12 protein-coding genes and 2 tRNA genes are annotated in these 19,287 nt (G+C 69.2%); 9 read left to right on the top strand and 5 right to left on the bottom strand.

What is annotated here, in order from left to right; translation table 11 throughout:
* Window positions 1-59: 59 nt before the first annotated feature.
* Window positions 60-2,276 (bottom strand): FAD/NAD(P)-binding protein, encoded by a 2,217-nt coding sequence (locus C8D78_RS13355; RefSeq protein WP_120954411.1) that lies wholly within the window; start codon window positions 2,274-2,276, stop codon window positions 60-62.
* A gap of 85 nt (window positions 2,277-2,361) precedes the next feature.
* Between C8D78_RS13355 and C8D78_RS13350 the strand changes: the two genes are divergently transcribed.
* The 4 genes from C8D78_RS13350 to C8D78_RS13335 all read left to right on the top strand — a co-directional run bounded on the left by C8D78_RS13350 (window position 2,362) and on the right by C8D78_RS13335 (window position 8,235).
* Window positions 2,362-4,656: a prolyl oligopeptidase family serine peptidase gene (locus C8D78_RS13350; protein ID WP_120954354.1), complete on the top strand. Its 2,295-nt coding sequence runs from the start codon at window positions 2,362-2,364 to the stop codon at window positions 4,654-4,656.
* A gap of 155 nt (window positions 4,657-4,811) precedes the next feature.
* Window positions 4,812-4,899, top strand: a tRNA-Ser gene (locus C8D78_RS13345).
* 129 nt (window positions 4,900-5,028) lie between these two features.
* A complete protein-coding gene (locus tag C8D78_RS13340; protein ID WP_120954353.1) occupies window positions 5,029-6,723 on the top strand; it encodes a phytoene desaturase family protein in 1,695 nt (564 codons plus the stop codon).
* A gap of 36 nt (window positions 6,724-6,759) precedes the next feature.
* Window positions 6,760-8,235 (top strand): MFS transporter, encoded by a 1,476-nt coding sequence (locus C8D78_RS13335; protein ID WP_208641952.1) that lies wholly within the window; start codon window positions 6,760-6,762, stop codon window positions 8,233-8,235.
* Here the strand turns inward: C8D78_RS13335 and C8D78_RS13330 are convergent.
* Complete coding sequence (locus C8D78_RS13330) at window positions 8,180-10,453, bottom strand: RecQ family ATP-dependent DNA helicase (RefSeq protein WP_244208395.1); 2,274 nt, start codon at window positions 10,451-10,453, stop codon at window positions 8,180-8,182. The genes C8D78_RS13335 and C8D78_RS13330 overlap by 56 nt on opposite strands.
* Window positions 10,454-10,569: 116 nt before the next feature.
* Here C8D78_RS13330 and C8D78_RS13325 point away from each other — a divergent pair, with 116 nt between their 5' ends.
* The 4 genes from C8D78_RS13325 (at window position 10,570) to C8D78_RS13310 (ending at window position 14,277) form a co-directional block, all read left to right on the top strand.
* Entirely contained in the window at window positions 10,570-11,988 is a 1,419-nt protein-coding gene (locus C8D78_RS13325; protein ID WP_120954351.1) for a phosphomannomutase/phosphoglucomutase, read from the top strand.
* A 2-nt stretch (window positions 11,989-11,990) separates the two neighbouring features.
* The gene (locus tag C8D78_RS13320) at window positions 11,991-12,476 is read left to right on the top strand and encodes a hypothetical protein (RefSeq protein WP_120954350.1); all 486 of its coding nucleotides are present in this window, start codon (window positions 11,991-11,993) and stop codon (window positions 12,474-12,476) included.
* Window positions 12,477-12,496: 20 nt separating this feature from the next.
* A complete protein-coding gene (locus tag C8D78_RS13315) occupies window positions 12,497-12,946 on the top strand; it encodes an RrF2 family transcriptional regulator (RefSeq protein WP_120954349.1) in 450 nt (149 codons plus the stop codon).
* Window positions 12,947-13,116: 170 nt separating this feature from the next.
* The gene (locus C8D78_RS13310) at window positions 13,117-14,277 is read left to right on the top strand and encodes a globin domain-containing protein (protein ID WP_120954348.1); all 1,161 of its coding nucleotides are present in this window, start codon (window positions 13,117-13,119) and stop codon (window positions 14,275-14,277) included.
* A gap of 102 nt (window positions 14,278-14,379) precedes the next feature.
* Here C8D78_RS13310 and C8D78_RS13305 read toward each other — a convergent pair whose 3' ends face one another.
* Both C8D78_RS13305 and C8D78_RS13300 read right to left on the bottom strand, forming a co-directional pair.
* A complete protein-coding gene (locus C8D78_RS13305; protein WP_120954347.1) occupies window positions 14,380-15,765 on the bottom strand; it encodes an FAD-binding oxidoreductase in 1,386 nt (461 codons plus the stop codon).
* 275 nt (window positions 15,766-16,040) lie between these two features.
* Window positions 16,041-17,876 (bottom strand): phosphoenolpyruvate carboxykinase (GTP), encoded by a 1,836-nt coding sequence (locus C8D78_RS13300; protein WP_120954346.1) that lies wholly within the window; start codon window positions 17,874-17,876, stop codon window positions 16,041-16,043.
* Between the two features lie 277 nt (window positions 17,877-18,153).
* On the opposite strand from C8D78_RS13300, the gene C8D78_RS13295 reads away from it, so the two are divergent.
* A tRNA-Arg gene (locus C8D78_RS13295) sits at window positions 18,154-18,227 on the top strand.
* Window positions 18,228-18,417: 190 nt separating this feature from the next.
* Here C8D78_RS13295 and C8D78_RS13290 read toward each other — a convergent pair.
* On the bottom strand, window positions 18,418-19,161 hold the full coding sequence (locus C8D78_RS13290) for a FadR/GntR family transcriptional regulator (protein WP_120954345.1): 744 nt from the start codon (window positions 19,159-19,161) through the stop codon (window positions 18,418-18,420).
* Between the last annotated feature and the right edge of the window lie 126 nt (window positions 19,162-19,287).

The following is a 19,287-nucleotide window of genomic DNA, read 5'->3' as shown; positions in this document are numbered from 1 at the left end:
TCAGCCCGGGCGGAGGGCATGCTCATTCTTCGCGGGTGCTCCGGAGGCGCAAGTGCCTGCTAGCGGTCCAGGATGTCGCGGGCGATTTCGTCGGCGTCGCGCAGGGTGCGCTGGCCGCTGCGGTAGACGGGGCCGGAACTCGGCTTCGCCTCGGCGGCGATGGCCGTGCCCCACTGCGCCGCGGAGAGCTGGAGTCCGATCACGTAAAGTCCCTCCGTCACGGACCCGTTGGCTCCCAGCGGGCGATACGGATGCGGGAGGACGTCCAGGCCGGAGGTCTGCACCGGGATTCCCTCCGCGGTCATCATCAGGCGTGGCCGGACAAGGCCCTCGGCCAGCAACTGCTCCAGCAGCGCCGAGGCGTTGACCGCCACCCGGTTGGCCGGTGCCAGCGCCTCGATCATCGCCGTCGCTGTCACCGCGGCGGCCAGCGCGCTCCCGGCACGCACGGTGCCCGGCCGGGACGCGGCCCCGGCACTGCCCGCAACGGCACTGCCCGCCCCGAAACCTCCTGCAAGGGCACCCGTCACACTGCCGACGGCCGGACGGCCGGCGCCAAGACCCGCACCCGTAACTGCACCCGTACCTGCACCGAGACGGGCATCTGCTGTGGTCTCGTCTGTTCCAGCGTCGCCCGGGCCGGCGTCGAGGCGTTCATCGGTGCCGCCGCCCACCCAGGGTGACGCCGCGGTAAACATCCGGGCCCGGCGGTCCACGCCGAATTTGGGATCCGGACCCACGAAGCGGACTATCCCGGCCCGGGCCAGCGCCGCCAGTTGCGCGGCGCGCAATGCCGGCGGCCCGCTCGCCAGTCCTTCCACGAAGGATTCGAACCAGCCGCGGAGGCCGGCCACCCAGGATTCGTCCGTGATGCCGCTATCGGCCACGGCGGTCTTGAGCACGGCCCGGCCATGGTGCAGTGCGCCGATCGCCATCTTCACTGCGTCGTCTTCACCGAGTGCGGAGCGCCGTGCGTCATCGAGCAGGTAGTCCACGACGGCGGCGTCCAGTTCAGCCCGGGAGCCGAACGAGCGTCCGGCCAGGGGCGCGGCGAGACCGAGCAGGTCCAGGCGGTGGACTTCCCGGACATGGACGGCTATCACCGATTCCGTGGTGTGTTCCCACCTCCCGGTCGAATGCGCGTGCGGCCGCAGGGCCTCGTCCAGCGTGCGCAGGAACTCGGCCGGGTCGGTCAGAATGGCATCAGGCTGCGAGCGCGCCAGCGTCGAGTAGTAGGCCCAAATGGCGTCCCGGTGCAGGAGCGGCCAGAGGTCGTAGTCAAATGACGGCCGGATGCCGGAGTCGGCAAGCTTCGCGATCGCAGCCTCGGTGCAATACCGCAACTGGACCGCGCCAGGGTAGTAGCCCGCGAGCGTCGCCTTCGCCCGGTAGGGGGTCCCCCGGCGGGAGGCGGCAATGATGAGCGGCTCGCGGCCCGAGGCCAGGTAAGTCAGTTCGCTGGTGCCCTCGGCGACCTGGAACCGGCCGCCGCGCCCCTCCGTCAGCTGCCCCATGACGTCAAAGAAGTTCAGGCCCATGCCGCGCACCAGGACGGGCTGGCCAGCCGGCACCACGGACCAGTCGACGTCGGCGGGTGCCGCCGGCGCCACGTAGAGGAGCCCGAGCTCCTCCGCCGCGGACAACAGCTCGCGCTGCTCGGCGTTCAACTGCGCGGCCAGGTGGCCGAGGGCCAGCACCACGGAGTCGACGGTCAGCACCGTGCCGTCGTCGAGGACGACGTCGAACCGCACCGAGGACCGCTCCGGTGCGGCCTCCGGCTCCCCGGGGCCGGCCGCCGCGTGGCGGACGGACGTGGCCGACGCCGCATGGAAGTCCACTGTGACGCCCGCCGGCAGCCGGGTGAGCAGTTCCTCGAGGGTGGACCGCAGGTAGCGGCCATACAGGGCGCGGCTGGGAAAGTCTGCCTGGCCAAGCCCGGACACCTCGTCGCGTTCCGCCTCAGTCAGCGACGGATCGGGGTGGCGTTGCTGCAGTTCGCGCCACTGGTCGAACGTGCCTCCGGACAGGGGTTCGGCAAGCTCCCGGTCCTCGGGGATGACCGTGGGATAGAAGGACTGCGTGTTCATCAGGTACAACCGCGACTGTCCGGGCTGCCAGACGTGCCCGGGGCCGGCCGGGTACGGGTCGATCACGTCCACGTGCAGGGTTCCGGCGGGTCCAGTGGAGGCCCAATTGGCGAGGAGCCGTTCCAGCACGCTCGTGCCCCGGGGACCGGCGCCTATTACTGCCGTCCGGATGCTTCGCGATATGCCCACGGCATCCAGCGTATCGGCAACCCGGCCGCCCGCCTGACCCGCCGTGTGACTTGCCACTGCCGCACCGATGTTCTTGGATGGAAAAATGACCGCCACAGAAGCTGATCACCAGTCCGCGCCCGGCCAAGCCGCCGGTCCCGCACCGGCTGCAGGCATTTCCCCCGAACCCGTCGACGAAAACATCTGGCTGGAGGACATCTACGGCCAGGAGCAGCTGGCCTGGGTCCGTGAACAGAACGCCCGCACCGAAGAGCTCCTCGAGGACGCCGACTACGCCGAACTGGAAGGCAGGATCCTGGAGGTCCTCGACTCCACCGACCGGATCCCCATGGTGGGCAAGCACGGCGAGTGGTACTACAACTTCTGGAAGGACCGGGACAACCCCAAGGGCCTCTGGCGCCGGACCAGCTGGGACAGCTACCGGGGCGGGGAACCCGCGTGGGACGTGCTCCTGGATGTCGACGCCCTCGCGGCCGCGGAGGGCCAGGATTGGGTCTTCCACGGCGCCAACTTCCTCCGCCCGGCCCCGGGCGAACCGCACCGGCGCGCGCTGCTGGCGTTCTCCCCCGACGGCGGCGACGCGAACCGCTACCGCGAGTTCGACGTCGAGGCCCGCGGCTTCGTGGACCCGGCCGACGGCGGCTTCGACCTGCCGACCGGCAAGGGAAACGCCTCCTGGCTGGACCATCACACCCTGCTCGTCGCCACGACCGCCGCAGACCTGCCGCGGACCACCTCCTCCTACGCCCGCACCGGGGTAAAGCTGCGCCGGGGCGAATCCCTGACGCAGGCCGAGAAGCTCTTCGACATCCCCGAGGACCACATGATGGCGATCGTGGCCCACGACTCCACCCCGGGCTTCGAACGCACGTTCGCGGTCGACTGGATCAGTTTCTTCGAAAAGAACACCTCGGTCCTGCGGGACGGCGCGTGGGTGCAGATCGACGTACCCGCAGACGTGAACCTGAGCTCGCACCGCGAATGGCTGCTGTTCCGCCCGCAGCGCGACTGGACCGTGAACGGCACCACCTACCCCGCGGGCGCCCTGCTCGCGGCCGGGTTCGAGGACTTCCTCGCCGGAAGCCGGGACCTGACGGTGCTCTTCACCCCGGATCCGCACACCTCACTGCAGTCCTGGAGTTGGACCCGGGACTTCCTGCTGCTGAATCTGCTCCGCGACGTGTCCTCGGAAATCCAGGTCCTTGATCCGCGGCGCCCGGGGAGGGACTCGGCGTGGGCCTCCACCGTCCTGGACGCCTGCCCGCCGCTGCACGACGTCAACGCCTTCGCGGTGGATGACGAAGACGACGGCGAAGGCTCGGACGACGACGGCACCGGCGGCGGCGCCGTGATTTCCGAGGGCGAGGCGCCGGGGGCGGGGAACGACTTCTGGCTGGTCGCCACCGGCTTCACGACGCCCACCACCCTGACCCGGGGCACGCTCACCCGCGGCAGTGGCCCCGGGGCCGACGCCCGTGTGGCCAGCACGCACGAGGTCATCCGGACCTCGCCGTCGTTCTTCAATGAGGCGGAGTACGAAGTCCAGCAGCACTTCGCGGTGTCCCAGGACGGCACGAAGGTCCCCTACTTCCAGGTGGCCGCCAAGGACCTGGTGCTGGACGGCCAGAACCCCACGCAGCTGTCCGGCTACGGGGGCTTCGAGATCTCCCGGACCCCGGCCTACAGCGGCGCGATCGGCCGGGCGTGGCTGGAGCGGCGCACCGCCGAGTCCGCCGGCGCCGACGGCGGGGCACCGCACCGCCGGGGCGGCGTCTATGTGGTGGCGAACATCCGCGGCGGCGGCGAATACGGGCCCTCCTGGCACCGGGCCGCGCTGCAGGAGAACCGCCACCGCGCGTACGAGGACTTCGCCGCCGTGGCCAGGGACCTGGTCTCCCGCGGCGTCACCTCCCGGCAGCGGCTCGGCTGCGTGGGCGGCTCCAACGGCGGGCTGCTGGTGGGCAACATGCTCACCCAGTACCCGGAGCTGTTCGGCGCCGTGTCCTGCGGCGTCCCGCTCCTGGACATGCGCCGGTACTCCAAACTCTCGGCGGGCTATTCCTGGATTGGCGAATACGGCGACCCTGACGTCCCGGAACAGTGGGAGTTCCTGAAGACGTTCTCCCCGTACCACCTGCTCAAGGACGGCGTGGACTACCCGGAGGCGTTCATCTGGACCGCCACATCAGACGACCGGGTGGGCCCGGTCCAGGCCCGGAAGATGGCGGCCCGCATGCAGGCGATGGGCATCCCGAACGTCTGGTTCCATGAAGCCCTCGAGGGCGGCCACGCGGGCGCGTCGGACAACCGGCAGGCTGCGGCCCTGCAGAGCCGCAGCCAGCATTTCCTGTGGCGTTCCCTGGCCGGCCGGGAGGCCTGATCCCACACCCCTGCCACCACCAGCAACGCGGGGTCACTTCGCGCCCATCCGGCGCCCCGACATGGGCGCGAAGTGACCCCGCGTTGTTCTGGGGGGGCCGTTTTGCACTGCGTGGCACCTTCTGCGTATCCTTGGTTGGCTAGTTAATAGCAATTGGAGACGTGCCAGAGCGGCCGAATGGGCTTCACTGCTAATGAAGTGTGGGGCACAACTCCACCGGGGGTTCAAATCCCCCCGTCTCCGCGTTCGGCCCCGGTCCTCGGACCGGGGCCTTTTGCGTTCCCGGGGAATGCCGTCAGCGGCGGGCCCGGCCCCTGTCCGGTGGCCGGACGCCGCGCGCCCGCACGCGGATCCGGATGGCAGGATAGGCCCATGTCGAGCAACACGGAATTTGACGCCATCATCGTCGGCGGGGGCCACAACGGCCTGGCCGCCGCCGCGTACCTGGCCAAGGCCGGGCGCGCGGTCCTGGTCCTGGAAAAGCTGGAACACCCCGGCGGGGCCGCGGTGTCCGCGCACGCGTTCGACGGCGTCGACGCCCGCCTCTCCCGTTACTCGTACCTCGTCAGCCTGCTGCCCCGCCAGATCATCGAGGACCTCGGGCTGCGCATCGAGCTGGCCCGGCGGCGCTATTCCTCCTACACGCCCGATCCCCAGGACAGCAGCCGGGGCCTGCTCGTGGACAACGAGGACCAGGCCGCCACCGCCGCGTCCTTTGCCGCGGTCGGCGCTTCCGACGGCGAATTCCGCGCCTTCGAGGCGTTCTACGCCGCCTGCCGACAGCTCACCGAGGCCCTCTGGCCCACCATGACCGCACCACTGCTGCCGCGGTCCGAAGCCCGCTCCCTCGCCGCCCGGGCCGGGGCCGCCGAGGCGTGGGAGGCCATGATCGAACATCCCATCGGGCAGGCCATCAGCAAGGAACTGCGCAGTGACCTGGTCCGCGGCGTCGTCCTGACAGATGCGCTGATCGGGACTTTCGCCCGGGCCGACGACGAAGACCTGCAGCAGAACATCTGCTTCCTCTACCACCTGATCGGCGGCGGGACCGGCGACTGGGACGTGCCGGTGGGCGGCATGGGCGCAGTCTCGGGCGAGCTGGAGCGGGCGGCCCGTGACGCCGGAGCGACCATCCTGACCTCGGCGGAGGTCACGGCCGTCCGGCCCGGCGGGGTGGTGGACTACCGGCACGGCGGGCAGGACCGTACGGCAACCGCTCCGTGGGTCCTCGCCAACGTAGCGCCGGCCGTCCTGGACCGGCTAAGGGGCCGACTGCCGGGTCAGTCACCGGACCGCTTGCCCGGCCGGGATGCTGCCACGGCTGCGGACACCGGCACCGGCGTCGCCGCCGTGCCCGCCGTCCCTGCCACCGTCAACCCGAACCATCACCGCGAGGGCGCGCAGGTCAAGGTCAACCTCCTGCTGAAGCGGCTTCCCCGGCTCCGGGACGGCTCGGTCAGCCCAGCGGCGGCCTTCGGCGGAACGTTCCACATCAACGAGACCTGGACTCAACTGGACTCCGCCTACCTCCGTGCCGCTGCCGGATCGGTGCCCTCGCCGCTGCCGTGTGAAATCTACTGCCATTCCCTGACCGACCCCAGCATCCTGTCCCCGGAACTGCAGGCCGCCGGCGCCCAGACGCTCACGGTCTTCGGCCTGCACGCCCCGGACCGGCTGGTCAGCCCGGAAAACAACGAGGACCGGCGCGCCGAACTGCAGTCCGCCGTCCTGGCATCCCTGAACTCCGTCCTGGCTGAGCCCATCGAGGATCTGCTCCTGACGGATTCGGCGGGTCGGCCCTGCATCGAAACCAAGACCACCCTGGACATCGAACGCGCCGTCGGTATGCCCCGGGGCAACATCTTCCACGGCGGCCTCGACTGGCCGTTCGTGGAAGACGGCGAACCGCTGGACACGCCGGCGCGCCGCTGGGGTGTGGCGACGGACGACCCCCAGATTCTCCTCTGCGGGTCGGGGGCCCGCCGGGGCGGCGCCGTCAGTGCCATCGGCGGGCATAACGCCGCCATGGCCGTGTTGGATTCGGAGCCTTCGCTCCGCGACGCATGAACGGCGACGCATGAACCGGAGCGGGCGCACATGCGGATGAAGACCTCCCCCCGCGGCGCCGTCCCCGGCGCGGGAAGCTGGAGCCCGCGGCTGGCCCTGCTGGTGGCCGCGACGTTCTTCATGGAATTCCTCGACGGGACCGTCCTGACCACGGCCATACCCAGCATCGCCGCTGACTTCTCGGTGCCCGCCGCGGATGTCAACATCACCATGACGGCCTACCTGATGACGGTGGCCATGGGCATCCCGCTGAGCAGCTGGCTGGCGGAGCGGATCGGTGCCCGCCGGGTGTTCTGCCTGGCCATCGCGACTTTCACCGCCGCCTCGCTGCTGTGCGCGCTCAGCCAGGACCTCACCATGCTGACCTTGAGCCGCGTCCTGCAGGGTGCCGGCGGCGCCATGATGGTCCCGGTGGGCACCCTGGTGGTGCTGCGCGGCACGCCGAAGAAGGATCTGCTGCGGGCCACCGCGTTCCTGGTGTGGCCCGGGCTGCTGGCACCGGTCCTGGCACCGCTCGTCGGCGGGGCGCTGACGACGTACCTGTCCTGGCACTGGATCTTCCTGGTCAACCTTCCCCTCGGCCTGGCGGCGTTCCTGGCCGCGCTGCGTCTGGTCCCGGCTGTCGGCGGCGACAGCACGCGGCGCCTTGACTGGCTGGGGCTGGCCCTGACGACGCTCGGCGTGGGTTCCCTGCTGGTTGGCCTGGAACTGGCCGGCGGCCGGGACGCCGGGGTGCAGGCGGCCGCGGGAATCGCCGCGGGCCTGCTGTTCCTGAGCGCTGCCGTGGCCTGGATGCGGCGGTCCAGCACGCCGCTGTTCAATCTGACCGTCTTCGGCGCGCGGACGTTCCGTGCGACGGCCACCGGCGGTTTTGTCTACCGGCTGACCATCAGCGCCGTGCCGTTCCTGCTGCCGCTGATGTTCCAGGCCGGCTTCGGCTGGGACCCGCTGCGCGCCGGGGCCATGGTCTCCGCCGTGTTCGTGGGGAACATCGGGATCAAGCCGGCCACCACGCCCCTCATCCGGCGTTTCGGCTTCAAACCCGTTCTGGTATTTGCGTCGCTGGCCTCTGCGGGCACCTTTGCGCTGTGCGCCCTGCTCGACGCCGGCACTCCGGAGCCACTGATCTTCGCCCTGCTGGTGGCCAGCGGGGCCTTCCGTTCGATCGGGTTTTCGGCCTATGCCTCGGTCCAGTACGCCGACGTCGCCCCGGCCCAGCTGCCGTCCGCCAATGCCGTCTCCGCCACGCTTGTACAGCTCGCTACCGCGGCCGGGATCGCCGTAGGGGCGCTGCTGCTGCGGATCTTTGGTTCCGCCAATCATGTCCCCGGCGCCGCGGGTCTGGCTCCCGGTGATCCGGCGGCGCCGTACCGGGCGGCGTTCGTGGCCATCGCCGTCCTCATGCTCCTGAGCACGCTGGACAGCCTGGCCCTCCCCCGCCACGCCGGCGCCGAGGTCAGCCGGCCTGGCCCAACGCCAGCGGCAGAACGGCGCCGGCGCCGGCGAGCCTGAGGGCGCGCCCGGACACCGTCATGGTCCAGCGGCTGTCCACGAGGTCGTCAATGAGCATCACGCTCTGGCCGCGGATTCCAGCCAGGGCCTCCTCCAGTTCGGGACCGACCACCAGTCGGTCCCAGACTCCGGCGAGCCGGTAGGCGCTGTTGCCGCCGCGGCCGCCAGTGGGGCCGCCATGCTGGAGCTGCAGCTGGCCGAGATACGGGATGCGGCCGATCTCGGAGATCCCGCGGGCCAGGGAGTCCACCAGCGCCGGTTTTCCCCGGGAAGGCAGGCTGATGATCGCGGCCGGCCGGCCGGCACCGCTCCAGCCCGGGGTGCGGGCGTCTCCCGTGCCCCATTCCCGGAGGACCTGGACGCAGGCCTGAAGCATGCCGGGGTCCACCGCCCGGTCCGGGGCACCGGAGGCGAACGCCTCACGCAGCGCCCCGCCCCAGCCGAGGTCCGTCAGGCGCGCCAGGACACGGCCGTCCGCGAGGGCTTCGTCCGGCTTGATCTTGCCCTTGACCGGCACCCCGAGGCGGTCCATGCCGCTGGGCCACTGCAGGCGCGGTTCCAGAACGATGCCGGCCCGGCGGAGAGTCTGTCCGGCGGCCTCCGTGGCGGCGTCGGCAATTTCGGTCGGGAACCAGCGGCCCGCGCAGTTATCGCAGCGGCCGCAGGCGCGGGCGGTTTCGTCATCCAGCACGGAGGTGATGTATTCCATCCGGCAGCCGGCCGTGTCCTGGTAGATCACCATCGAGTCCTGCTCATCCACCCGGGCCTCGGCGATCCGGCCATAGCGCTCGGCGTCGTAGCTCCAGGGCCGTCCCGTGGAGCGCCAGCCGCCGCCGACGCGTTCGACGGCGCCATCCACGGCCAGGACCTTCAACAGCAATTCCAGCGGGGTCCGGCGCAAATCAACCCGGGCCTCGAGCGCCACCGTGGACACTGCCGTGCCGGCCTCGGCAAGGGCCGTGAGGACGGCGGCAGCTTTTTCCCCGGAGGGCATGGACGCGGTGGCAAAATACTGCCAGATGTCGCGGTCCTCGGAGCCGGGCAGCAGCAGGACGTCGGCGTTCGCCGCGCCACGCCCGGCGCGGCCCACCTGCTGGTAATACGCCACGGGCGAGGACGGCGCGCCCAGGTGCACCACGAAGCCCAGGTCCGGCTTGTCGAAGCCCATGCCGAGGGCCGACGTGGCCACCAGCGCCTTGACCTGGTTGTCCTTCAGGAGCTGTTCGGCGCGTTCACGGTCCGCGGGATCGGTGCGGCCGGTGTAGGCCAGCACCTCATGCCCGGCCTCGGCCAGCAGGCGCGCGGTGTCCTCCGCGGCGGACACCGTGAGGGTGTAGATGATGCCGCTGCCCTGCAGGTCCTGCAGATGAGTCAGCAGCCAGCCCAGCCGCTGCCGGGAATCCGGCAGGGTCAGGACGCCCAGCCGGAGCGATTCCCGGCCCAGGGCGCCACGGATGGTCAGCACATCCTTGCCCAGCTGCTCCTCGATGTCATGCACCACCCGGGAATTGGCCGTGGCGGTGGTGGCGAGCACCGGGACCGTGTCCGGCAGCTGCGTGATGAGGTCCGCGATGCGCCGGTAGTCGGGACGGAAGTCGTGGCCCCAGTCCGAGATGCAGTGGGCCTCGTCAATGACCAGCAGTCCGGTCCGGCGGACGAGCTCCGGGAGCTGGTTCTCCCGGAACGACGGGTTGGTCAGGCGTTCTGGCGATACCAGCAGGACGTCCACTTCGTCGGCGGCGAGCTGCTCGCGGACGGTGTCCCACTCCAGCTGGTTTGCCGAGTTGATGGCGACGGCTCGGACACCGGCCCGCGCCGCGGCGGCGACCTGGTCTCGCATGAGGGCCAGCAGCGGGGACACGATGAGGGTGGGGCCGGCGCCGCGGCGGCGCAGCAGCAGGGAGGCCACGAAGTACACGGCCGACTTCCCCCAGCCGGTGCGCTGCACCACCAGGGCCCGCCTGCCGCCGTCGACCAGGGCCTCAATGGCCTCGAACTGGCCGTCATGGAACCGTGCCTCCGGATGGCCGACGAGCTCCCGCAGCACAGCCTGGGCCTGTTCCCGGGTCGGGGCGGCCGCATCGGCAGACAGCCCGGCGCCGGATGCTGCGGCGTCGGCTTGGGCAGGGTAGGACAGAGCAGCGTCGGATGGTGCAGGGCCGGAGAGGGCGGCGTCGGAGAGGGCAGGCTCGGAAAGGGCGTTCTGGTTACTGGCCATTGATTCAGTATCCCAGCCGCCTCCGACACCGGCACAGCCGGCACCCCGCTATGTGGACAAAGCCTTCCGGGCGCTGCAAGGCCGCCGTGGCAAAGCCGCAACGTAAGATAAGACGCGTGACTACGGACAAGACAAAGACTTTTGACCTCTCGGCCTCGTTCAAGGCGTACGACGTGCGCGGAATCGTGGGGCAATCCATCACCGCGGAGATCGTCGAAGCCGTCGGCGCTGCCTTCGTTGACGTCCTGGACCTCGAGGGGAAGACCGTACTGGTGGGCGGCGACATGCGCCCCTCCTCCCCCGAGTTCACCAAAGCCTTTGCCAAAGGCGCCGCCACGCGCGGCGCCAACGTCCAGCTGCTGGACCTGATCTCCACCGACGAGCTGTACTACGCCTGCGGTGACCTCGACGCCGCCGGCGCCACGTTCACGGCCAGCCATAACCCGGCCGAATACAACGGCATCAAGATGGCCAAGGCCGGCGCCGTGCCGATCTCCTCCGAAACAGGGCTGAAGGAAATCCAGGCCCGCGCCGAGGAATACCTGAACACCGGCACCATCCCCGCCGCCGGCACCCGTGGCCTGGTAGGCGTCCACGACGTCCTGAAGGGCTACTCCGAGTACCTCCGCAGCCTGGTGGACCTCCGCGGCTCCCGGCCGCTGAAGATCGTGGTGGATGCCGGCAACGGCATGGCCGGGCTCACCACTCCGGCCGTGCTCGGCGACGCCCTGCTCCCCAAGCTCCCCTTCGAGATCGTCCCGCTGTACTTCGAGCTCGACGGGTCCTTCCCGAACCACCCCGCCAATCCGCTGGAACCGGAAAACCTGCGCGACCTGCAGGCCGCCGTCGTCGAGCACGGCGCGGACATCGGGCTGGCCTTCGACGGCGACGCCGACCGCTGCTTTGTCATTGACGAAAAGGGCGAGCCCGTCTCGCCGTCGGCCATCACCGGCATGGTGGCCCGCCGCGAAATCGCCCGGGCCCAGGGCCTCGGCGAAGACACGCCCACCGTCATCCACAACCTGTTGACCTCCCGCGCCGTCCCCGAACTTGTCGAACGGAACGGCGGCCGGGCCGTCCGCACCCGGGTGGGACACTCGTTCATCAAGGCCGTCATGGCCGCTGAAGGCGCCATCTTCGGCGGCGAGCACTCGGCCCACTTCTACTTCCGCGACTTCTGGAACGCTGACACCGGCATGTTGGCGGCCATGCACGTCCTGGCCGCCTTGGGTGAACAGGACGGTCCGCTCTCCGAGCTCGGCCGCGAATACGAGCCGTACCAGTCCTCCGGCGAGATCAACTCGGAAATCGAGGACAAGGCCGGCGCCGTCGAGCGGGTCCGCGAGGACTTCCACACCGAGGACGTCGAGGTCGACTACCTCGACGGCAGCACGTTCATCGCCACCGACGGCAGCTACTGGTTCAATCTGCGCCCGTCCAACACCGAGCCGTTCCTGCGCCTGAACGTCGAAGCCACGGACATTGCGACCATGGAACGCGTCCGCGACCGCGTCCTGGCGCTGGTCCGGGGCTAGCCGTGGCCGCGCATCCCGAGGAATCCGCAAGCACCGGCTCCTGGCGCGATTCCGTGCCCGACGCCAGCGCCACGGATCTGGAGAACCTGCTCGGCACCGGCGTCGGCGCCGCGCAGGAGCAGCTCGAGCGCAACGGAGGGTTCCTGCCCTTTGCCCTGGTGGTGCAGAACGACGGCGAAGTCCGGCTGGTTGCCGTGACTCCCGCGGACGCGACTGACGGATCGGACGCCCACTTCGACGCGGACACCATGATCCGGGACCTCCACGAGCTGCTTCGGCAGCACCAGGACGAGTTCCGGGCCGCCGCCGTCGTCTGCGACATCACGCTGGTAGAGGAGGACTCGGACGCCATTCACGTGGCGGCGGAGCATCAGGACGGCTCCCTGTTCGCCGCGGTCCTGCCGTACGCCCCGAATGCCGGGACACACGAACTCGAGTTCGGCCAGCTCGCCGCCGATACCAACGAGCCCGCCGTCTGGGTGGACTAGACCGCCCGTAGGATTAAGACATGAAGATCAACGCGTTCGCCGACGTGAGCCTGCGCGCCGTCATGGTGCTCGCGGCGGCTCCCGACGGCGGGCTCCTGACCACCCAGAGCATCGCCGACGCCGTCGGCACGCCGTACAACCACGTCAGCAAGGCGATGGCGAAACTGCGCGAACTGGGCATGATCGACGTCGAACGCGGCCGCAACGGCGGCGCCCGGCTCAGCAGCGCGGGCCGGCAGGCTACGGTCGGGCAGTTGCTGCGCCAGCTCGACACCCGCCAGGACCCCGCCGACTGCATCGCCACCGGCGGGATCTGCCCGCTCATCACCGAATGCCATCTCCGGTCCGCGCTGGCCCGGGCCCGCGAGGCCTTCTACCGTGAACTCGACGGGCTGGTCATCGCCTCGCTGCCCACGGCGCGGCAGATGGCACCCGTATTCCAGGCGATCGGGCTCCGTCCCGGGCTTTAGCGCGGCCCCCTGCGCGGCCCCCCGCGCCCGCCTGCGCCCGTCCGCGCCGGCCGATTTGCATCACTTTTCTACAACCTGTAGAACTGAGGTGTAAATACTTGTATTTCAAATGCTGATATTTGCATCGCGGTCCGGTTGAAGACCCCCGGGCCACTATCTCAGGAGTCAACATGCTCTCGGACAAGTCCTTCCCCGTCATCGAGGCCACCCTGCCGCTGGTCGGTTCCCGCATCGGGGAGATCACCCCCAAGTTCTATGCGCGCCTCTTCGCCGCCCACCCCGAGCTTCTGGACGGGCTCTTCAGCCGCTCGAACCAGCGCAACGGCAACCAGCAGCAGGCCCTGGCCGGAAGCATCGCCGCTTTCGCGAGCCACCTGGTGAGCAACCCGGGCACCCTGCCGGAGACCGTACTCTCCCGCATCGCCCACCGCCACGCCTCGCTGGGCATCACCGAACCGCAGTACCAGGTGGTCTACGAGCACCTCTTTGCCGCCATCGCCGAGGACCTCGCCGAGGTCATCACCCCCGAAATCGCCGAGGCCTGGACCGAGGTCTACTGGCTTATGGCGGACGCCCTGATCAAGCTCGAGAAGGGCCTCTACGCCGCCCAGGCCAACGGCGAGATGTGGATGCCGTGGCGGGTCGCCACCAAGACCCCCGCCGGCACCGGGTCCATGACCTTCACCCTCGAACCGGCCGACGCCACCCCCATCACCGCCGCCCTCCCGGGCCAGTACGTCAGCGTCAAGGTCACCCTGCCGGACGGGCTCCGCCAGGTCCGCCAGTACTCCCTCTCCGGCGACGCCGGGACGAACCGCAGCTTCACCACCAAGCTCGACGACGGCGGCGAGGTCTCCCCCGTCCTGCACAACGACGTGGCCGTCGGCGACGTCATCGAGATCTCCAACCCCTACGGCGAGATCACGCTCAAGGACGGCGACGGCCCCGTGGTCCTGGCCTCGGCGGGCATCGGCTGCACACCCACCGCGTCCATCCTGCGCTCCCTCGCCGAGTCCGGCTCGGACCGCCAGATCCTGGTCCTGCACGCGGAAAGCACGTTGGATAACTGGGCGCTGCGCTCCCAGATGACGGACGACGTCGACCGCCTCGACGGCGCCGACCTGCAGCTCTGGCTCGAAGAACCGCAGGCCGGCTCGAACACGGGATTCATGTCCCTGCGCGAGGTGGACCTGCCCGCGAACGCCTCCCTGTACCTGTGCGGCCCGCTGCCGTTCATGAAGAACATCCGCAACGAGGCCATCAACGCCGGCATCCCGGCCACGAAGATCCACTACGAGGTCTTCGGCCCGGACATCTGGCTCGCCAGCTGAATCTCATCGGATTGAAGTTCGACGGCGGCCCCGCACCTTTTCGCGAAGGGGCGGGGCCGCCGTCGTTGCGTCAGCCGGGCCGCTTGCCGGGCCCGAGTCGCCTCATCCCGCGGCCGGCGTCCCGGTGATCGCGTGGCCGAAGCGCAGGAGGTTGCCCGGGTCGTACGTGGACTTCGCGGACCGCATCCGTTCATAGACCGCCGGAGACCACGCCCGCGCCCGGTCGGCCTCGTCGCCCGGCTCGCCATGGAAATTGACCAGCGTGTACCCGGTCGAATGGGGAGCCATCGCGGCAAGGATGCCGCGGATGGATGCCGATACCGCCTCGGCGATCGGCGGCATCTTGAAACCGAGAAGGAAGAGCAGGAACGCCGCGTCCCGGCCGGACACCGCATCCGGCACCGCCGCCGCGTTGCCCAGTGCCCCGCCGAGGGGCCGGATCTCGACCAGCAGCAGCGGGCAGCCCGAACCGTCCCCGGCGAGCTCGAGCAGGTCCGCCACAGTCTCGTCGTCGAAATCCTTCAGGAGCGCCCCGCCGTCCGCGAAGGGCAGCGGGTCCGCCGGGTCCATATGGACCTGGTCAACGTCGAGGTAGCCCATGGGCCCGGCCGTGTCCATTAAAGGAATTGAGACCGCGCGCATCGGGGCAAGCAGCGCGTCGCCGTCCTCGCGGTTCCCCAGGAAGGCAAAGCGCAGGTGCACCACGAACTGGCCCCTCAGCGGGGCGGGGACGAAGTCCATGTCCGGCAGCCGCAGCAGCGAGATCGATGGTGAGGCATCATCGGGCAGGGTGGCCAGCCATTGACGGAACGCAGCCAGGATCATGGCAGCATCGGCCCCCGGATAGATGATCCCGCCACCATAGAAGTCGCTGAACGGGAAAAGACTGAATTCGAGCGCGGTCACGATCCCGAAGTTGCCCTTACCCCCGCGCATCAGCGAAAACAGCTCGGCCTCGGCGTCGGCGTCGATCCGGCGCAGCTCGCCGTCGGCGGTGACGACGTCCATGCTGCGGACATGGTCCGCCGCGAAGCCGTGGGCGCGGCCGAGTACAGGCAGCCCGCCGCCGAGCGTGTACCCGACGACGCCGACGTCGGTACTCGAGCCGTGCAAGCCGAGCAGCCCGTGCGGCACACTCGCCTCCAGGACGGTGCGCCACTTCACGCCGGCGCCGACGCGTGCGGTGCGTTCAACCGGATCCACGTGCATGTCCTGCAGGCGCCGCGTGTTGATGAGCAGGCCGCCGTCGATCGCTAGCTCTGCGCCGTGTCCGGTGGACTGGACGGACACGGGAAACCGGCGTTCCGCCGCCCATTTCACCGCGGCTGCGACGTCCTGGGCATCTGCGGCGCCAAGAACGACGTCGGGCCGGTGCACTGTCGCGGCGTTGAACGCGAACGTCTCCTCAGCGAATCCGGGGCTGTCCGGCAACGCAACCGGACCGCTGACAGCACTGGACAAGGCATGAATGTCGCCGGTGACAAGCATGAGGAACTCCTGAGGTCTCGCTGGCCGCGAGCGGTTCGGGGGCGCGGCTGGATCCGTCCGGAATGTCCCCAGCACCCTGTCCAGTCAGCACCGGCCCGGCTGATGGAATGCGGACAGCGTAGGCGCCCGCCGGGATGCGGCCAAGGGCCCTAAGTCCCGGCGCGGCCCGGCCGCGACCCGGCCGCGACCCGGCCGCGACGGAAAAACGGCGGCCCCGCACCCTATTCCAAGGTGCGGGGCCGCCGTTCGCTGGCGCCGGGTGCCAGGCCGGTTTCTTACTGCTGGGCAGCCATGCGGGACTTGAGCCCGTCCAGTTCGGTGCGCAGGGCCTCGGGCAGGGAGTCGCCGAAGTTGGCGTACCACTCTTCAATCGAGGCGAGCTCGGTGGCCCACTCCGCCGGATCGACGCGGACGGCGTCTTCGACGTGGGCGTGGGTCAGGTCCAGGCCGGTGAGGTCCAGCGCATGGCCGGCCGGCACAAACCCGATAGGGGTCTCGACGGCGTCAGCCTTGCCCTCGATGCGCTCGATGGCCCACTTGAGAACCCGCGCGTTGTCGCCGAAGCCGGGCCAGGCGAAGTCGCCGTCGGCGGTGCGGCGGAACCAGTTGACCAGGAAGATCTTGGGCAGCCGCGCCGGGTTGGCCTTGGACGAAACGCTGATCCAGTGCTTGAGGTAGTCGCCGGCGTCGTAGCCGATGAAGGGCAGCATGGCCATGGGATCCCGGCGGAGCACACCCACCTGGCCGGCGGCCGCGGCGGTGGTCTCCGAGGACAGCGTGGAGCCCATGAAGATGCCGTTGGTCCAGCTGCGGGCCTCGGTCACCAGGGGAACCGTGGTCTTGCGGCGGCCGCCGAAGAGGATCGCGGAGAGCTCCACGCCGTCGGGGCTGTAGTACTCCTCGGCCAGCATGTCGATCTGGGCGATCGGCGTGCAGAAGCGGGAGTTCGGGTGCGCCGCGGGCTGGTCCGAGTCCGGGGTCCAGGAGTTGCCCTGCCAGTCGGTCAGATGCGCGGGCACTTCCTCGGTCATGCCCTCCCACCAAACACCGCCGTCGTCCGTGAGGGCGACGTTGGTGAAGATGCTGTGGCCCTTGGCGATGGCGCGCATGGCGTTCGGGTTGGTGCCCCAGCCGGTGCCGGGGGCGACGCCGAACAGGCCCGCCTCCGGGTTGGTGGCGCGAAGTTCGCCTTCCTTGCCGATCCGCATCCAGGTGATGTCGTCGCCAAGGGTTTCGACTTCCCAGCCCTCGATGGTCGGATCCAACAGAGCCAGGTTGGTCTTGCCGCAGGCGGAGGGGAAGGCGGCGGAGACGTAGTAGTTCTTCTTCTCCGGCGAGGTCAGCTTGAGGATGAGCATGTGCTCGGCAAGCCAGCCTTCGTCGCGGGCCATCACCGAGGCGATGCGCAGGGCGTAGCACTTCTTGCCGAGCAGGGCGTTGCCGCCGTAGCCGGAGCCGAAGGACCAGATGGAGCGCTCCTCGGGGAAGTGCACGATCCACTTGTCCGGGTTGCAGGGCCACGCGACGTCCGCCTGGCCGGGGGCCAGCGGGGCGCCCAGGGAGTGCAGTGCGGGGACGAAGAACGCGTTGGTGGCGGTGATCTTGTCCAGGACCTTGGTGCCGATGGTGGCCATGATGCGCATGGAGGCGACAACGTAGGCGCTGTCGGTGATCTCCACGCCGAACTTGGGGTCCTCGGCGTCCAGGTGGCCCATGACAAAGGGGATGACGTACATGGTGCGGCCGCGCATGGAGCCGGCGAACAGGCCGCGCAGCTTTTCCTTCATCTGCGCCGGTTCCATCCAGTTGTTGGTGAAGCCTGCATCGCGCTTGTTCTTGGAACAGATGAAGGTCTGCTCTTCGACGCGGGCAACGTCGGCGGGGTCCGAGAACGCCGCGAAGGATTTGGGGAACAGGTTCTCGTTCAGCCGGGTCAGGGTGCCTGCGGCGACGAGCTCATCCGTGAGCCGGGTGTTCTCCTCTTCCGAACCGTCTACCCAGTAGATCCGGTCCGGCTGGGTCAGTTCAGCCACCTCTTCAACCCATGCCAGCAGACCGGCATGTGTGGTGGGTGCCTTTTCAAGCAACGGCAGTCGGGCCAGATCTCCCATTACGGTTCCCTTCCTCGGGTTCAGTGGTGTGTCCTAAATGCTAGGGCTCGGAACGGGGCCCGATTCGGGCCCGGACGTGGGATGACTGGGGATCGACAAATCAAAAACCCCGGAAAATCAAGGAAACCGCTGGCCCGTCCAACCATTTTTTGTGACTAAGGTCACGTAGACCGGTCTAGTCGGCCAGATTACACCCGTTTCGATTTGTAACTAGGCCCGGGCTCGCGTAAAGTAATTCGAGGTTCGGGGAGAGAGAAGTTCTCCAAGAGCCGAGAATGCGCCCATAGCTCAGCTGGATAGAGCGTCTGTCTACGGAACAGAAGGTCAGGGGTTCGAATCCCTTTGGGCGCACAGAAGAAAAGAAGATCCGCTCCGGTACGCCGGGGCGGATCTTCTGCTTTAAGCCGTGGCCTAAGCCCTGCCTGTCCGGTTGCCCTGTCACTTATGGCCCTCATGCCGGCCCGATAGCAGCCACAAGTGATAGGGCAACCGGCGGGACGGGTTGCGCAGCGGTCCGGCTCAGCCCCTAGTCAGCCCGTGGTCAGCCCGTGGCCTGGACGATGACGCTGCGGATTCCGTCGAAATGGCCGCTGAGCCGCTCGGCGGCGAGCGCCTTGTCAGCCGAGGCGACAGCCTCGTAAATCCTCCGGTGCAGCGCGGCCGTCTCATGGAGGTCGACGGCGAACGGTCCGCCGAGTTCGAGGTGAATCCGGCGGTACACCTCCCAGAACACGTCCATGAGACTGATCAACAGCTCATTGTTCAGCGGTTCGAATAATCTGCGGTGGAACTCCGCGTCGGCTTCGATGAATGACTCCCCGGCGGCGGCCAGGGCCTCCATCCGGTGCACGGATTCCTCCATGCCGGCCAGCTGTTCCGCCGTGATCCGGTCCATGGCGGCGCCCACCAGGCCGGACTCTAGCGCCTGCCGGACCTCCACGAGCTTTATGGCCTCCTCCCCGTGGCGGCGCAGTGACATCCGGGCCCGGAAGGTCAGCCCGTCCGTCAGGGCATCGAAGTTGCTCGGGGCCACGAACATGCCGAAACCGTGCCGGATCTCAATGACACCCACGGCCTGCAGCGCCTTCAGTGACTCCCGCAGCGTGTTGCGCCCGACGCCGAGTGCGGCCGTAAGCTCGTTCTCTGTCGGCAGCGGGTCCCCGGGACCCAGATCGCGCTCCAGGATCAGCTCCAGGATGTCCGCCTGAAGCGCCCGAAGCCGGGTCCGTGCACTGAACCTCGCCAGCGGTGTGGTGTTGCCTGCTGTGATATTGCCTGCGGCCATAGCCGTCCCTCCCCCAATTATGGTCCCAACATTAGCGATGGTCTCCGCTCCTGCAAAGGGCCCCGCCCCGCATATGACGCCGGAATCAACGCCGCCGGCGCCCGGAGCGCCCGCCCGGGGCAGGTG

This window comes from Arthrobacter oryzae (genome assembly GCF_003634095.1).
GTDB lineage: Bacteria > Actinomycetota > Actinomycetes > Actinomycetales > Micrococcaceae > Arthrobacter > Arthrobacter oryzae.
The sequence above is the reverse complement of the archived record's forward strand: the minus strand, read 5'-3'. Positions and strand labels throughout refer to the sequence as shown.

Excerpts from the sequence above, each read along its gene's own strand:
- C8D78_RS13350 (WP_120954354.1), top strand. The coding sequence starts at position 2,362 with ATGACCGCCACAGAAGCTGATCACCAGTCCGCGCCCGGCCAAGCCGCC.
- C8D78_RS13315 (WP_120954349.1), top strand. The coding sequence starts at position 12,497 with ATGAAGATCAACGCGTTCGCCGACGTGAGCCTGCGCGCCGTCATGGTG.
- C8D78_RS13330 (WP_244208395.1), bottom strand. The coding sequence starts at position 10,453 with ATGGCCAGTAACCAGAACGCCCTTTCCGAGCCTGCCCTCTCCGACGCC.
- C8D78_RS13340 (WP_120954353.1), top strand. The coding sequence starts at position 5,029 with ATGTCGAGCAACACGGAATTTGACGCCATCATCGTCGGCGGGGGCCAC.
- C8D78_RS13305 (WP_120954347.1), bottom strand. The coding sequence starts at position 15,765 with ATGCTTGTCACCGGCGACATTCATGCCTTGTCCAGTGCTGTCAGCGGT.
- C8D78_RS13300 (WP_120954346.1), bottom strand. The coding sequence starts at position 17,876 with ATGGGAGATCTGGCCCGACTGCCGTTGCTTGAAAAGGCACCCACCACA.
- C8D78_RS13290 (WP_120954345.1), bottom strand. The coding sequence starts at position 19,161 with ATGGCCGCAGGCAATATCACAGCAGGCAACACCACACCGCTGGCGAGG.
- C8D78_RS13310 (WP_120954348.1), top strand. The coding sequence starts at position 13,117 with ATGCTCTCGGACAAGTCCTTCCCCGTCATCGAGGCCACCCTGCCGCTG.
- C8D78_RS13335 (WP_208641952.1), top strand. The coding sequence starts at position 6,760 with ATGAAGACCTCCCCCCGCGGCGCCGTCCCCGGCGCGGGAAGCTGGAGC.